General features: G+C 56.5%; 1 pseudogene. It reads left to right on the top strand.

Annotation, left to right across the window (positions count from 1 at the left end):
* A pseudogene (locus A3722_RS10040) lies at positions 1-246 on the top strand (TRAP transporter permease); the annotation flags it as partial.

Here is a 246-nt window from a genome sequence, read left to right as displayed (position 1 = left end):
GTATGGCTGTGTGGCATCTCTACGTCGCCTTCGTTGGCCCGCCCAACCCCTATATCATGCGCGGCGTGCACGTCGCTCTCGCGCTTTTGCTGATCTTTCTGACCGTCGACCGCAAAGGTCTGCGCAACGATGTGCCAAGTTGGTATGACGTGGTGATCGGTATCGTGGCTGCGGGCGCTGCACTTTATCCGTCGTTCAACCTTAATTACATCACGCAACGGTTCCTCTACGTTGACCCGCTAATGC

This window comes from Sulfitobacter sp. HI0027, assembly GCF_001634775.1.
GTDB lineage: Bacteria > Pseudomonadota > Alphaproteobacteria > Rhodobacterales > Rhodobacteraceae > Sulfitobacter.
This window is presented reverse-complemented; position numbering and strand designations above follow the sequence as displayed.